Here is a 14,639-nt window from a genome sequence, read left to right on the forward strand (position 1 = left end):
CTTAACGCGGCTTTTGGCAATCGGGCTCATGTATGGCTCGCAGGGTATCCCTGCGGGACTGGCTTTCAACGCATTTTCAACCATTTTGCGCCATAGCGGGACGCCATTGAAGGATATCGGCCTGACAGGGCTGGTGTTTCTGCCGTGGGCGCTGAAATGCTTCTGGTCCGGTATTGCTGACAATGCTGGCAAACGTTGGGGCTATGGGGCCCTCGCCTTATGGACGCATATGTCAGCGATCGTGGTCTGCCTACTTCTGGGCTTCGCCTCACCTGAGCATCACTTTCTGTTGGCTCTGTCAGGCATTCTGCTTCTGAACACGATTTTTGCCACTCAGGATATTTTTACGAATGCGTGCGCCGTTTCGCACATGAAGGGGCGCAACGCAGGGCTGGCGAATGCCTTACAGGTCATTTCATTTCTTCTGGGCATGGTGGTTGGTGGTGCAGGATCACTGTTCATCTATGAGCGGCTTGGCTGGTCCGGTGCGATGTGGAGTATGGCATGTGAACTCTTCATCCTGTGGCTCGCACTTCTGCCATTAAGAGCCGGCATCGAGCCTATCAGGGTATTCCAGAAGCCCTCTCGCCTTGTGGATCTTTTCCGGCAACCGGGTTTTCGGTGGGCGCTTTTGATGGCGCTTACCTTCAAATTTGCAAGTTCAGCGCTCGCGATGCTGCTTCAGCCCTGGCTGATGGACCGATCTTTCAGTCTGGATTTTGCCGGAACACTTCAGATGTCCAACATCATCTGTGGCGCCCTCGGTGGCGCGGTTATCGGCTTCCCGGCAGTCAGGTTTTTGGGCTGCCGTCGCGCTGTCGCCCTGCTCATCTGGCCATCCACTTTGCTACTTGGAACCTTGGTGTGTCTGCAAGCCGGGGGGATGGCAACGCCAGTACTTCTTTATGCCGGTCTTGGCATAGAAAACTTCCTTGATGGAGGCTTTTACGTCTCCGTCTGGGCCGCACTGATGAACTGGTCTTCAGAAGAGCGGCCAGGAACGGACTACAGCTTTCTTCAGTGTGGAGAAAGTCTGGCGAACGTCCTCGCAGGCATGTCGATCGCGCCTTTGGCCTCAGTCATCGGATACAGCAGAACGTTTCTGGTGGCCTGGATCGCTGGCGCGTTCGCGCTGCTGCTTGTCGTGACGTCGGCCAGAAAACTCGCAGGCTTATGTGAGGGCACTGAGCCTTCCAAACAATTTTTCAAACACATGAGACATTCATGACGATATTCAATCTCCCCAAAGAAGCTGCCGATCTGTCACTTATTGATATTGGCAAAAAGACAGAAACGGTTTCCACAAACGGGCTGAAGATGCTTTTCCCTTTTGGAGCCCATGACGTGGGACTACTGCGTTTCAAAGGTTCAACCCCTTGGGAAGAGCATCCAAATGATGAATTTCTTCTTGTGGTCGAAGGAGAAACTACGCTGACACTTCGAACCGAACAGGGCGAGGTCAGTTCTACAGCCAGAAAGGGTGACGTTCTGGTTGTTCCGGGAAAGACCTGGCATCGGCAGGATGCGCCCGTTTCGGTCACTCTGATGTTCATTACCAATCATGAGGGCAACCGCCATCATGCCGCCTCTTGATAAAAGTCTAACGACGACGGACAACTAGGCTTTCACGTTCTGGCGGCAGGTTCTTGATCGGACATTCTATGCCGCTACTGCCAATTCGTACGTCCAGCGTCAGAGGAGCCGTGGCCAATCTTTGCGAAAGATGCTCTCGCAAAGACGGGCCCAGATCATAACACTATGAAGCGTTCCGCCGATTTACCTGCAAACCCACCTCCCGTTGTCGGTTTTGCAGATTATTATGCCGGCGGTTTCGTAGATGGCTTCCACACACATGAGCGGGCACAGCTATCCGTGTTCATGGCAGGGAGTGTGACAGTCACTACGCATGAGGAAAGCTTCGTCCTTCGGCCCGGACAAGCGCTCTGGCTTCCTTCCCAGACGCTGCATCAAGCCACCTGCCGCACTGACCTGTCGTTTCAGGTCATCTATGTTGATCCTGATTTTCCCGGCGCGGGCACGCTTCCATGCAAGATGTTTGATGCATCTTCCTTGATACGGGGTCTGATGGACGAGATCATTGCTATGAGTTTTGAGTTTGCCATGGACAGCCGCATGTCAACGATTGCCGGGCTTCTCATCGATGAAGTGGAGCGCGCACCACGGCTCGCCGAACGCGTGCTTCTGCCTGCCGACCCTCGTATGCGGCGGGTCTGTGAAGCGATTATCGCCAAGCCGGGAGATTGTCGCGACATCGATCACTGGGCTCGCGAAGCCGGTATGGCGCGGCGTACTTTTACCCGCCTCTTTCAGTCTCAAATGGGTATGGGCTTCGCGGCATGGCGACGGAGAGTACGGGTTGTGGAAGCCGCTTCCCGAATTGCGACGGGCCAATCGATTGCCGAAGTCGCCTTCGATCTAGGCTACGATAATGCCAGTAGCTTCAGCAGCATGTTTCACAGAACTTTTGGTGTCTCCCCGCGCGAGCTGAGAGCCAGCTCGCCTATGGCTGCGCGGCTATAAAGCATCGGGTTACCACACCTGATTGTTCGAGCCTTCCTCTCCTCCACAGCCAAAAATCGGTAACAAACCGTTTCTTTTCCGCTCTGAAAGTGACCCGTTACCAGTGATCGGGCCTTATTTAGTTGCGTTTGGGCCAACTGCGCGCTGGCTGCTTGAAGCTGTTTCCGAAGATGTCTAGGAGCGCAATTAAGTATCATTCTTAACAATAAAGCCGGTCTCTGCCTCGCAACCAGCACGAGCCGGTAACGAAATGAGTTGGGTATGCAGCGCAGCAGGATAGTCTACACGGTTCTTTTCTCCCTCATTTTGAGCGATACGGCTTTCGCGGCTGAGCAGGAGAATAAAGCCAAGGATCCGCAGCAGTCTGGGGCGCCTGCCCCGGCTCAAGAAAGCGCTGACAATGCCAAAGCACGGAGCGCAAGGGTTGAACGGGTTGAGGTTCATGCTCGCAAGTCTTCAACCATTGCCTCTTCCGCTACAAAAACAAACACACCTCTTGTTGAAACCGCGCAGTCCGTCACAGTCATCACCCGTGACGAAATGGATGCACGCGGTGTTCTGACACTGAATCAGGCCGTGCGCTACGCAGCAGGCGTTACAGCGGATACGCGGGGCGGTGAAGGTACTCGGTATGATCTCTTCGATCTTCGTGGCTTCACAGTGCCGACTTTTCTGGATGGACTGAAGTTTCAGGACAGCCCAACCGGCTTTGCCGTCGCCCAGACCGACACATTCCGGCTGGATCGCGTTGAGCTGCTTAAAGGGCCAGCTTCTGCTCTTTATGGGCAGTCCAGCCCAGGTGGTCTGACAGCGTTATCCAGCAAATTGCCAACGGATCAGCGGTTTTATGGTAGCGTCAACACAACTGGCGGCATGTTCGATCTGTATCGTGTGGATGCTGACGTCGGCGGATTTGCGACCAAGGACGGTCTCGTTCGCTACCGGCTTTATGGCACAGTAAACGGCCAGCATACCCAGCTCAGCAGAACCGGTAGCCGACGCTTCAGCATTAGCCCGGCCTTTACCTTTGGAGGCGACGGCCCGACCACCCTCACCTTGCTGGGTAACTACCAGTACGATCCTGAGAGTGGTTCTTATGGCGGCGTGCCGCTGATTGGGTCGCTCAAACGCGCTTCCTACGGCTATCTGCCCCGGAATTTCTATGACGGGGATGTCCCATCAGAAAAATTCAACCGCAAACAGGGCGCAATTACCTATATTTTCAATCATCGCTTCAACGATGACTGGAGCTTCAGCACGCGTGGCCGCTACGATGATATCAAGACCATCTATCGCAGCGTGTATAACAATGGCTATTACGACAGCGATGACGGTACGAGTGGGCAAATGCTGTCCCGCTCTGCATATGGAACGCACGAACACACCTATAATCTGGCGTTTGACAGCCAGGTCAAAGGTCGCGTCCGCACCGGCCCGCTGCGGCATGCCCTGATGTTCGGTTTCGACTATATGCAGCAAAAGGCCAATGACACAGAAGCCTATGGCGATGCTCCGGATCTGGATGTGCTTCATCCCGATTATCACATGGTCATTCCGGACCTGTCCCCGTATCTGAACTATGTCACGCATTCTCATCAGATCGGCGCGTATGGTCAGGATGAAATCCGCTGGCATCGGCTGATCCTTACGGGAAGTATTCGCAATGACTGGTATCGCTCGCATCAGGTTGAGTCTCTGACACCTTCTGACAGCCGCCAGAGTTCAAGCCAGGTTACATGGCGTGCTTCCGGTCTTTATCACTTTGACTTCGGCCTCTCACCTTACATCAGCTATTCAACGTCCTTTCAGCCGCAGTCAGGCTCTGTTTCCAACGATGGCGGTGCGACCGTTCGCCAGGCCAATCCATCTATGGGCAAGCAGCTTGAGGGTGGCGTGAAATATCAGCTTCCTGGAACATCCATCCTGCTGACCGCAGCGGGATTCCATATCGAGCAGAGCAACGTGCTCGTCTCGGTTGCGAACACAGGGTACAGTGTGCAGAGCGGACTTGTTCACTCGGACGGTTTCGAATTTGAAGCCCATGCCGAGCCGTTCCGTAACCTCATGCTGACAGCCGCAGTGAGTTTCCAGAAGATCAAGGATGATTCAACAGGGAAGCCATTGATCCAGTCTGGCAAAGGCAATGCCTCCCTCTTCGCGTTCTACACAATGCCCTCCGGGCCTTTGAAGGGGTTCGGATTTGGTGGTGGTATGCGCTATTCCGCGAAAACCTACGGCGGTGAAGCAACATATGGCAGCGTCTGGCTTCCCCAATATGCTCTCTTCGATGCGTCCGTGAGCTATGATCTGGCGAACATGTCTCATTCGCTTCACGGCTGGAAAGCCTCTGCAAGCGTTCGCAATCTCTTTGACAAGAAATATATCGCGAACTGCTTCGCGTACGGTGCAGACGGACAATATTGCTACTATGGCGAGCGCCGGAATGCGCAGGCCAGCATAGGGTATAGCTGGTAATTCCTTACGAAGAAGGTTGCCAGAATAGTCTCTGGCAACCCCTTTCAAAAGGCTCATACCGTCATGTGTTAAGCTTTCTCCTTAAGCTGGAAGCATTCCGTCTCCCGCATATTTAAGGCGTTGCGCGTCCCGTGCGGGAGGAACCCCAAACATGCGCCGGTACTCCCTACTGAATTGGGACGGGCTGTCGTACCCAACTGCAAATCCGGCCTCAGCAGCATCGACCGTGGCACTGAGCAGCCTGCGGCGCGCCTCCTGAAGGCGAAGACGCGTGCGATACTGCAAGGGGCTCATCATCGTGGCTGCCCGGAAATGCCGATGAAATGACGAAGGGCTCATCCCGGCAATTTTCGCAACAGATGCAATGTCGAAAGATTCTGCGTAATGCGTTCGTATCCAGCCAATCGCCCGATTGAGCTGGGAGAGATTTGTCCCCGCGGTGGCAATCTGCCGCAGAACGTAGCCTTGAGGCCCCTGCAACAATCGATACAGCAGTTCGCGGAGGATGGCGGGCTGAAGAATGGGAATGTCTTCCGGATTTTCCAACAGTCCTACGAGGCGGGTCACTGGATCCAGTATTTCATGGGTGAGTGCACTGACCGTCATGCAGGATGGGCATGTCGTCCCGTTGATGGGAAAGGCATCCTTCATTTCGAGTAGCAAATCAGCAATTTGCGCAGGGTCCAGAGCCAGGCAGAGCGCCAGATAGGGCTTTTCATGCGTGGCTTGTGTCACCTGCCCGGTAACGGGAAGGTCAACGGCCGTTACGAGATACTTGCTGGCATCATAATCGAAGACCTTGTCACACAGCATGACCTGTTTTGACCCCTGGACGATCACACAAAAGCGGGGTTCGTACACCACATCCATTGGTGTCGTGGGGGCATCGGCACGAAAGAGCAGCAGGCCCGGCACAACCGAGCGGGTCGTTGGTTCGACGCAATGGCGGTCGATCGTGTCTCGAAGCCGTGACAGAATATCCTGCATGAAGCGAAATTTCCGATTTTTTCAGTCAGTCGTTTGGGTATTGCACATTTAGGGGCATGCCTGATCCGCCCATAAGGGCAGTGTGAGGCTTTGGTCGGATTGTGCAAGGATATGATCGAATCAGGCATCTTTTTGAAGTTTCGTTCTAATCCATTATGGCACTGCACCCACTTTTGATGTCGCTTTAGGGGCTATTGGCTTTATTTCACGTCCTTGCCTGCAGCTCGATATGGCAGGATTGTGCAATCATCTGATTGGATTGCTCTACCGGATGTTGCGCGCGGAGTTGCATGATCCGCCCAAGCCTTCCGCGGCGGTTATGCTCCTTCCCTGAGAACGTTGTTTCCGGTGAGAAGACGGCAAACGCGGCGCGGCATCATGTCATGGCGAAAAGCTTGCCGATTTGTCCGCACATGGATTGTGCCGGACAAGCGGGGTGCGGGTTCCGTGCTCCAAAGCCATCTGAACAGAGATATTCAATGGGGATCGTCGCCTTTGCGCTACGACGGCCTTACACGTTCCTTGTCGCAGGGGTACTCATCCTGCTTCTGGGCATCACGGCCGTCTTCAGAACGCCTACCGATGTGTTTCCGAACATCGATATCCCGGTCGTCACCGTCGTCTGGTATTATGACGGCCTGGATGCAGCCGAGACCGAGAAGCGGATCAGTACTTATACAGAGTTTTCCGAAAGCTTCTTCGTCAACAATCTACGGACCATCGAAAGCCAGACGACACCGGGGCTGGTCCTGCAAAAGCTGTATTTTCAGCCGGGCGTAAACGTGGATCTTGCCGTAGCCCAAACTGTTTCGGCTACAAACTCAATCCGCGCCCTGCTACCCCCCGGCATTCAGCCGCCAATCATCATGCAGTACAGCGCTTCCAGTGTGCCGGTTCTGCAGCTTTCCCTCTCTTCGGAGAAGCTGACGGAGAGTGAACTGTATGACTATGGCATTTACCGTATCCGTCAGCAGCTCGCCCCTATTCCCGGCACAATGCTGCCCCCGCCCTATGGCGGAAAGATCCGTCAGGTCATGGTGGATATTGATGAGACCAAGCTGGCGGGTGTCGGCCTGACGCCGCTGGATGTTTCCAATGCCATCAACGTGCAGAACCTGACGCTGCCCGGCGGAACGGTGAAATTCGGAGCCACCCAATACGACGTGCGTATGAACGGCATGCCAGACGTCGCAGCGCGTTTGAACGATGTTCCCCTCAAGCGTGACCCCAAGACTGGCGCTATCGTTCGTATTGCGGATGTTGCGCAGGTCCGCGATGGAACGGCCGTGCAGCAGAATGTGGTGCGCCGCGAAGGTCGCCGCTCCGTACTGCTCTCTATCATGAAGGCTGGAAATGCCTCGACGCTGAGTGTTGTAAACGCCATTCGTAATCAGGTTCTTCCTGTTACGCGTGCAGCAGCCCCGGCGGGCATGAAGATCGAGGAACTGTTTGACCAGTCCCTGTTCGTCAAAGCGGCCATTACCGGAGTTGCATCTGAAGCTGTCATCGCCGGCCTGCTAACAGCGGCAATGATCCTCGCGTTTCTTGCAAGCTGGCGTTCGACCATTATTGTTGCCGTCTCCATACCGCTGGCCATCCTGTCTTCGATTGCCGTGCTGTCCTGGACTGGCCAGACACTGAATCTGATGACCTTGGGTGGTTTGGCTCTTGCCGTCGGTATTCTGGTGGATGATGCGACTGTAACGATCGAAAATATCCATCGCATCCGCCATGAAGGAACAGAACTGCGACAGGCCGTGCTCAACGGTGCGTCGGAAATCGCACTGCCGACACTGGTGTCGACACTGGCCATCTCAAGCGTATTTGTGTCGGTAGAGTTCCTTGTCGGGCCGTCCCGCTTCCTGTTCACACCGATGGCCCTTGCTGTTGTGTACGCCATGCTCGCCTCCTATGCGATCAGCCGGACACTGGTGCCAATCTTCGCAGCTATTCTTCTACGGTCTGAAGAACGGCAAACCATACGACGCCGCGATGCCGGGCTGCCTCCTGATGTCATTACCCGGTTCGGCATTGCTTTTGATCGGTGCTTTAACCGGCTGCGGGATGGCTACGTCCGTCAGTTACATGGACTCATCGAAAGCGGCTGGAAAGTTCCTGCGCTGGCAGGTGTGACTGTTCTGGCTGCCGGTTTCCTCGCAACTCAGGTCGGGCAGGATTTCTTCCCCACGATTGATGCCGGCGAATTCAAGCTCCATGTCCGCGCGCCGGAAGGAACGCGCATCGAAAGCACGGAACGCCTGTTCGATCAGGTTGAAGACGTCATCCGTGAAGTCGTGCCTGAGCATGAACGGTCATTGGTCCTCGATAACATGGGTGTACCATTCCGGTATTCCATGCCTTTCGACGACGGCACGACCGTTGGGCCAAATGACGGTCAGATCATGGTGGAGTTGAAGGAAGGGCATCGCCCAACCGCCGACTATATCCGCACACTCCGGACCGAACTGGCACGCCGCTTCCCGGACAGCGTGTTCTATTTCCAGCCCGCCGATATCGTGACCCAGATCCTGAATTTCGGGCTTCCCGCGCAGGTGGATATCCGCATTTCGGGTTATGACGCAGCCAATAACCGCAAGGTCATGCAGGAAGTCCGTCAGGAAGTCTCCCGCATTCCCGGCCTGGTGGACGTCCATCTGCATCAGCAGATTGCAGCCCCAGAACTGGCGATTGCGATTGATCGTGAGCGCGCTCTGGACCTCGGCCTGACGCTCAATGACGTTGCGCGCAACGTGATGGTGTCACTGGCATCCTCCAATACCGTAACCCCGAATTTCTGGGTCGATCCGGCAACAGGCATCCAGTACCCACTCGCGGTCCAGACGCCGCAGTATCGGGTCAACAATCTGGGTGATCTTCGCGACACCGTCATTGCCTCCGCACTCGGGTCACAGCACTCCTCGGCTCTGCTGAGCAACGTCGCAACCATCAAGCGCGGCACGGCACAGAACGTCATTTCACACAGCAATATCCAGCCGACACTCGATGTCGATGCGAGTGCGGAAGGGCGTGATCTGGGGAGCATTGCCCGAGACATTGACCGGGTCATTGCGCGCCATCGGGGAGAGCTTTCACCGGGCAATGTGATCACCGTTCAAGGGCAGATTGAAAGCATGCATTCTGCCTTTACCCGACTGGGTATCGGCCTGATGGTCGCAGCGATTGCCGTCTATCTTTTGATGGTCGTGAACTTCCAGTCCTTCATGGACCCGTTTGTGGTGGTTCTTGGTCTTCCAGGTGCCATGTGCGGGATCGTGTTCATGCTGTTCGTCACAGGAACAACGTTCTCGGTTCCCTCTCTCATGGGGGCGATCATGAGTGTTGGTGTGGCCAGCGCCAATTCGATCCTGCTTGTAACCTTTGCCAAGGAAAGACGTGCTGAGGGCTTAAGTGCCGTCGAAGCCGCCGTCGCTGCCGGACAGGCACGCCTGCGCCCCATTCTGATGACGTCACTCGCAATGATCATCGGCATGTTGCCCATGTCTCTGGGGCTCGGAGATGGCGGCGAACAGAACGCCCCGCTTGGACGCGCCGTGATTGGCGGCCTGATGATGGGCACCTGCGCCACGCTCTTCATAGTGCCCTGGCTCTACACACGCCTGAGAAAACGAGAAAGCCGCATTCTTGAGGAATACAGTCATGTCTGAACCCGTTTTATCCTCGACCGGCGTCCGTGACGAACGGCGCGGCCCACCCATCGTGCCCTTGATCGGCCTCGGGGCTATTCTTCTGCTGGGCTATGGGATCTATACGCATAGTGAACGCGGCATTGCGGTTCGCGCCCTCGCTGACACGCGCCAGAACCAGACGCCAGATGTCAGCTTCATGATTGCTCACAGAGAGACGAAGCCTGTCTCTCTTGATCTTCCCGGAGAAACCGCCCCTCTCGAGACAGCGGCAATTGGTGCGCGAGCATCAGGGTATATTGCCGAACGACGTGTTGATATCGGCACTCGTGTGAAAGCAGGAGACGTTCTGGCCATCATTCATGCGCCAGAGCTGGATCGACAGGAAGCACGCGCCAAGGCCGCGGCCGAACAGGCGCGCGCCAATCTGGATCTCGCCCGTGTTACGGCAAGGCGCTCTGGCGGGCTCGTCGGTGGCGGCGCGGTGAGCAAGCAGAACTTCGATACGGATCGCATTACCCAACAGGCTCAGAATGCTGCACGCGCGGCCGCTGATGCGGCCCTGGCAGAGAGCGCACAACGACGTGCCTACACGACCGTGACAGCCCCTTTCGATGGTGTTGTGACGGTACGGAACGTGGAAGTTGGTGATCTTGTGAGTGCAGATAGTGCTCAGTCAGTTCCCCTGTTTGTGATCGCTCGCACGGATAGACTGCGTGTTCGCGTGCATGTGCCACAGGAGGAGGCCAGTACAGTGCAGTTGGGTACACCTGTCAGTCTGACTGTGCCGGACCATCCGGGCGAAAGCTTTGCAGGGTCCGTCACACGGACCGGTCATGCGCTGGAACGTGAGAGCCGGATGCTGCCAGTTGAAATCGAGCTGGATAATCGTGACGGAAAGCTTGCCTCCGGTGTGTATGGCTCCATTCATTTTGACTTGCCACGCCCTGCCCCGACCCTGCTGATTCCAACGGAATCACTGATTTACAACGCGGACGGCCTGTCCGTGGCCACCGTCGAAGACGGGAACCGACTGCGTCTTCACAAGGTGACTGTTGGCCGGGACTATGGAGATCGGATTGAGATCCAAACCGGTTTGGCTGAAGGAAGCCGCCTGATCATGCATCCTCCCTCGGCTTTGACAGATGGCCGTCAGGTTGCACCGCATGATGTGAATGGATCGAAGGGAGCGTGAAGATGCGTTCTTCCACCACAACTCTTACGGCTGGATTGGCGCTCCTGCTGAGCGGCTGCACGATGATTCCGGACTATCATCGCCCTGCAGCCCCAGTGGCAACCGCGTGGCCCAATAAAGCCGCCGATGTGGCGGCTAAGGATGGGGGCAGTCTTGAGAACTGGCGTACATTTTATCGCGACCCCGTTCTGCAATCGCTGATCGAGACGGCTCTGGCCAATAACCGGGACCTTCAGATTGCCCAGCATCAGGTAGAAGCGTCCAGCGCGCAGTTCGACATTGAAAATGCTGCCCTGTTCCCAACGCTGAATGGGACGGCGGGTGCGAATGTTCAGAAAATGAATTCCAGGATATGGAGCCTGTCACAGGGGAATGGTCCGTTCTACATGCGGCAATATGCCGTGGGGTTTGGTGTCTCGGCTTATGAGGTCGATCTGTGGGGACGTATCCGGTCCGCCTCTCGTGCGTCGTTTGATCGGTATGTTGCAGATGAACTAGGGCGTGAGAGTATGCGCCTCAGCCTCATTGCAAGTGTTTCGACAGCAATGCTCAACTGGGTCGCTAACAATCAGGCCCTTCTGGTTACACAGAACGTCCTTGCGAACCGCCGTCACACTTATAATTTGGTCAAGCAGACAGCCGATGTCGGCACCGGAACTCAACTTGATGTTGCCGAGGCAGAAGCTGCTCTGCGGGACGCGGAAACCAATCTTCAGATCTACACGCGTCAGCGCGAGCAGGCGATGAACCAGCTTGAACTCCTGGTCGGCACACCTCTGACGCCTTCTGTGCGTGCCGATCTGGAACATAAGGCTGCCCTCGAGGATGTGGTGCCTTTTCCGGATGTTCCAGAAGGACTTCCTTCAGACATGATTGCACGTCGGCCTGACATCCTTTCGGCAGAGCAGGTTTTGCGGGCGGCGAATGACGATATCGGAGCGGCGCGAGCTGAGTTTTTCCCCAAAATCCAGATTACTGCGGCGAATGGTACGGCGAGCAACAATATCACTCGCCTGTTCCAAAGTGGGATGGGTGCCTGGAACGTAGCCCCTCAGATCACTCTTCCACTGTTTGACGCCGGGCGTCTGACAGCAGAGCTCCACCAGGCAAAGGCTCGTAAGAAGGAAGAAATCGCACGGTATGAGAAGACGGTGCAAACTGCATTCCGGGAAGTTGCTGACGCCTTAGCAGGGCGAGGCACCTACCTGGAGCAGTTGCATGCGCAGAACGCCTTGGTTCAGGCTGGTGGCCGCCAGTATCAACTCGCACTCGCGCGTTTTAAAGGGGGTTATGACCCCTATCTCGATACGCTCGTCGCACAACGAACACTCTATAGTGCTCAGCTTGGAGCGATCACGACCCATCTTCAGCAGATGTCTAATACGGTAACACTCTACAAAGCGCTTGGAGGCGGATGGAACGAGACCCTTCCGGCTCGTAAGGACGCCATGATCAACCACGTTTTGTAGCGCTTCCTTCTTTTTCGACCTTCCTTGGCGGCGAAATTCCCGATTTTGCCGCCATTTACGAAAATGTTCGATATCGTTTGTCATAACTCTCCCAATGACAAACCTTCCGTAACAAACGTAAATGAGAGTAATTATCATTTGCGGAAAAATCAGATGGCTGCCCTTAGGACACTCGCTTTTGCATGCGCGGGATTATCTGTTTTCAGCGGGTTTGGTGCAGAAGCCTCATCCAATGACGCGCCCTCTTCCACATCAAGCAGCAAGGAAGACCGTTACAAAAAGCCCAAAACCGTCACATCGCACGGTAAGGCTGAACATATTCGTGTTCATGCAGATGCACATTCCTATGGAGCCACATCCAGCAGCATAGCGGACAAGCTTCCGACAACATTTCTTCAGCAGACCCAGACGACAAATGTTGTGACCCATCAGGTCATTGAAGACATGACGCCTCAGACGATGGAGGATGTCGCGAAATATGTTCCCGGCATTTCCATCGGCAATAACTTTGGCGGCACCCAGGACGATCTGATGAAACGCGGTTTCGGAGCCGTGGACGATGGTTCGATCCTGCGCAACGGTGTGCGGATGCCGACTGGCCGGAACTTCGATCTCGCCACAACAGAGCGCGTGGAAGTGCTGAAAGGTCCAGCGTCCCTTTTCTACGGAATGCAGGAGCCTGGGGGCGTCATCAACGTCATTACAAAGCAGCCCCGGAAAACGTGGGGAGCCAATCTCGGGACGACATGGTCTTCGCTCGGCGGCGGTTATGGCCACTTTGATGTGGGTGGCCCCCTCACCCATGGTTTGAGCTTCAGGCTTGTCGGATCCTACAAGAATGAGAATTACTGGCGTAATTTTGGGTCCAACAGGCAGAAGCTTCTGGCACCGTCCGTCCGTTTTGAGCACGGTCGCTTCACAGCAGATGTGTCTTACGAATGGGCGAAATATAATAATACGCTAGACCGAGGTGCTGTCTTTTCGAATGGAAGAGCAGTTAGTGGTCCAGAAAAGCGGTTGGATGAAAGCTGGGCCAAATCCTTTGGCGAACGGCATCTTCTGGCCACGACGATGGAGTATCGTCTGACGGATCATGACCGCATCCGCTTCTCCGGAGGCTGGAACCGGGACAATTATCATGATCGGCAGGCTGATCCGTCAGCTTACAACGCCGTTACGGGCATCCTGACCCGCCGTTATAGAAGCAATACCGGAACCATCCGTGCCAATGGCTATGCGTCTTTAGATTACCTCTCAAATCACGTCCTGTGGGGTATGAAGCATGACCTTGTTGTGGGCGCCGACTATGAGAACCGCCAGCAAAACCAGGGCGCTTTCATTGATGGGACGCGACAGGGTGGGTTCTATCCCGCTGATCCTGTGTATGGGCTGCTCAAGCCTGTTGGCCCGATAAACAACAGCAACAGTGACTGGCGGCAGCACATCAACAGTGCTTCAGGATACCTCAAAGACAATATCCATCTGGGCCATGGGCTGATTTTAGCACCCGGTGTGCGGTATCAGTTTTTCCACATCACATATGGAGGTCGCCGTCCTTACGTGCAGACAACCGATGCATCATATACCAAGCCTCTGCCGTTCGTAGCGTTGGTGTATCAGCTGGGGAAACGCGTCTCTTTCTATGGAGACTATTCCCAGTCTTTCACACCCAATCAGCTTGATGCTGGCAGCGTTCTTGAAGGGGGATACAAGCCCACTATGGGACGGCAGTTTGAAGTGGGTACGCGCTATCAGGATCGTTTCCTGACGGCGGATGTGGCTTTGTACAATATCCACAAGAAGAACGTACAGCAGTCCGCAGGGCTGGACGAGACAGGGAATACGCTCCAGCGTTTGGCCGGCCTGGTGGGTTCAAAGGGAGTGGAAGCCAGTGTGGCAGGCAAGCTGGACAAGCACTGGAACATTCTGGCCAATTATGCCTTCACCTATGCGCGTATCCTGCGTGACACGCCTGCTGATGAAGGCAAGCTTGTCGCCAACGTGGCCAAGCATACCGGTGGTGGCTATCTCACTTATGAAGCAGCTTTGCCATGGCTTCAGACGACCATGCGGATCGGCGCAGGTGCTCGGTACGTTGGGCGACGGGCAGGAGATCTGAACAATACCTTCTGGCTTCCAGGCTACACAACGGTTGATGCCTTCGCGTCATGGCACACGGGGCGACTGTTGGGCCATGACACGTCTTTGCAGGTCAATGCGGTCAATCTGGCCAATAAAGCCTACTTTGTCTCAACCGCCGGGACCCCGCTCCGTGTTTCCTGGGGGCAAGGCCGTACGGTGCATGTGGGCATTGAGGTCGGGTTTTGA

The 14,639-nt window shown here is 55.4% G+C and carries 9 protein-coding genes; 8 read left to right on the forward strand and 1 reads right to left on the reverse strand.

What is annotated here, in order from left to right; all coding sequences use genetic code 11:
• The first annotated feature begins 28 nt into the window (after positions 1–28).
• The 4 genes from M2305_RS14070 to M2305_RS14085 all read left to right on the forward strand — a co-directional run bounded on the left by M2305_RS14070 (position 29) and on the right by M2305_RS14085 (position 5,016).
• Positions 29–1,228, forward strand: a complete 1,200-nt coding sequence (locus M2305_RS14070; RefSeq protein ID WP_264649728.1) for an MFS transporter — start codon at positions 29–31, stop codon at positions 1,226–1,228.
• On the forward strand, positions 1,225–1,593 hold the full coding sequence (locus M2305_RS14075) for a cupin domain-containing protein (protein WP_211513755.1): 369 nt from the start codon (positions 1,225–1,227) through the stop codon (positions 1,591–1,593). The genes M2305_RS14070 and M2305_RS14075 overlap by 4 nt, the downstream gene beginning before the upstream one ends.
• 165 nt (positions 1,594–1,758) lie before the next feature.
• Positions 1,759–2,541, forward strand: a complete 783-nt coding sequence (locus M2305_RS14080) for an AraC family transcriptional regulator (protein WP_264649729.1) — start codon at positions 1,759–1,761, stop codon at positions 2,539–2,541.
• 261 nt (positions 2,542–2,802) lie between these two features.
• A complete protein-coding gene (locus tag M2305_RS14085) occupies positions 2,803–5,016 on the forward strand; it encodes a TonB-dependent siderophore receptor (protein WP_264649730.1) in 2,214 nt (737 codons plus the stop codon).
• Between the two features lie 81 nt (positions 5,017–5,097).
• Here M2305_RS14085 and M2305_RS14090 read toward each other — a convergent pair whose 3' ends face one another.
• A complete protein-coding gene (locus tag M2305_RS14090) occupies positions 5,098–6,003 on the reverse strand; it encodes an AraC family transcriptional regulator (protein WP_211510534.1) in 906 nt (301 codons plus the stop codon).
• Between the two features lie 479 nt (positions 6,004–6,482).
• Between M2305_RS14090 and M2305_RS14095 the strand changes: the two genes are divergently transcribed.
• From M2305_RS14095 to M2305_RS14110, 4 genes are all read left to right on the forward strand, one after another.
• Complete coding sequence (locus tag M2305_RS14095) at positions 6,483–9,668, forward strand: efflux RND transporter permease subunit (protein WP_264649731.1); 3,186 nt, start codon at positions 6,483–6,485, stop codon at positions 9,666–9,668.
• Positions 9,661–10,842, forward strand: coding sequence for an efflux RND transporter periplasmic adaptor subunit (locus tag M2305_RS14100; RefSeq protein ID WP_264649732.1), 1,182 nt, complete (start codon positions 9,661–9,663; stop codon positions 10,840–10,842). The genes M2305_RS14095 and M2305_RS14100 overlap by 8 nt, the downstream gene beginning before the upstream one ends.
• 2 nt (positions 10,843–10,844) lie before the next feature.
• Positions 10,845–12,311 carry an efflux transporter outer membrane subunit gene (locus M2305_RS14105; protein ID WP_264649733.1) on the forward strand — a complete coding sequence of 489 codons (1,467 nt, stop codon included), beginning with the start codon at positions 10,845–10,847 and terminating at the stop codon, positions 12,309–12,311.
• Between the two features lie 153 nt (positions 12,312–12,464).
• Entirely contained in the window at positions 12,465–14,639 is a 2,175-nt protein-coding gene (locus M2305_RS14110) for a TonB-dependent receptor (RefSeq protein WP_264649734.1), read from the forward strand.

Source organism: Gluconobacter cerinus, from assembly GCF_025961355.1.
Taxonomy (GTDB): domain Bacteria; phylum Pseudomonadota; class Alphaproteobacteria; order Acetobacterales; family Acetobacteraceae; genus Gluconobacter; species Gluconobacter cerinus.